Genomic DNA, 1544 nt, shown 5'->3' on the forward strand with positions numbered 1-1544 from the left:
ACATCATTACTATCGGCCAAGGTATCAAGGCTAATCGTCGGTGCGGTAATGTCGATTTCACCAGTGGCACTATCGGTGCCAGTATTACCGGCTGCATCGGTGACTGAAGCATTAACAGTAAAGCTACCTTCTGCCAGTATTGTGGTTGCAGACACTGACCAACTTCCGTTCGCTAATACCGTAGCGACTAAAGTTTGTGGGTTGCCTTGTGAATCAGTAATGATCACTGTAACTGTGCTTCCTACCGGTGCATCCGTTGTACCACTTATTGTTGGGGTTGTATCATTGGTTTGTGCAATATCATTAATTGCAATGGTAGGAGGGGTTAAATCAATTGTTCCTACAGCAGAGTCTGTACCTTCAACGCCACCTACTGTAACGCTAGCAGTAACCGTAAAATCCCCTTCAGTTAATGCATTATTAGCAGTAACAGTCCAAATACCACCTGAGACACTTACTGTCAGTGTTTCAACTGGATTGGTGCCATCATTTATAGTCACTGTTACCGTACTGCCGTCAGGAGCACTGGTTGTTCCTGAAATAGTAGGCGTTGTATCGTTCGTTTGGCCTAGGGCATCAATTGAAATACTAGGCGCACTGGTATTCAAGGTGAAATTCTCTGTTGCCGAGGCGCTATTTCCTGCTGCATCTTCTACTGTAGCAACCACGCTGTAGTCATCATTCGCTAACGATGAAGAGGTGACAGACCAATTACCAGCACCATCAACGGTTGCAGTCAAACTGATCTCACCACCACTGGTATCTGTTAATACAAGTGAAATAACAGTGCCTGCTGGCTCCGAAGATGTACCACTAATAGTTGGTGTTGCGGTGTTAATTGTGCCTAGATTGTTGATTGTAATGAGAGGCGCTGTAGTGTCTATCGTTCCTGAGCCTGTATCACTCCCTGTATTACCCGCAGCATCTGTGATTGTTGCAGTAATTGTATAGTTACCATCAGGTATTTCAGATGCGTCTGTTTGCCATGTGCCTGCAGCACTTACAACAGCTGTAAAACTATAATTATCGCCATTACTGTCTGTAACTATAATATTTACAATTGTGCCCGCAGGCTCGGTAGATGTACCGCTGATTGTTGGGGTATTATCATTACTTAAGCCATTATCATTCACAACGACTGTAGGATTTACCGTATCAATACTACCTGAGGCACTGATTGTTGTACTATTGCCCGCCACGTCACTCACTGTTGCTGACACAGTGTAATCACCTTCGGCTAAACCGTTTGGCACTTCGCTAGTCCAGGTTCCATTACTGCCCACTGTGGCTGAGAAAGTTTGTACCACACCGTTACTATCAGTCACTGTGATAGTTACTAACGCGCCGATTTCATTACTTGTGCCGCTTAAAGTTGGCGTCACATCACTGCCCGCCCCAACGCCCGTTAAGGTTAAGCTTGGTGCAACGGTATCAATGACCCCAGTCACCGTTTCTTCTGTAAGGTTCCCCACCCCATCACGCACACTGGCGTCAACAGTAAATTGACCATCAGCTAAGACCGTTGTTGGACTCACTGACCAATT

Annotated in this window: 1 protein-coding gene; it reads right to left on the reverse strand. The window is 45.7% G+C overall.

Annotation, left to right across the window (positions count from 1 at the left end; all coding sequences use genetic code 11):
* Window positions 1-1544: beta strand repeat-containing protein (locus NO991_RS20520; RefSeq protein ID WP_371352351.1), on the reverse strand; the 1544-nt coding region annotated here is incomplete at both ends.

It is taken from the genome of Pseudoalteromonas sp. DY56-GL22 (assembly GCF_041414715.1).
GTDB classification, from domain to species: Bacteria; Pseudomonadota; Gammaproteobacteria; order Enterobacterales; family Alteromonadaceae; genus Pseudoalteromonas; species Pseudoalteromonas simplex.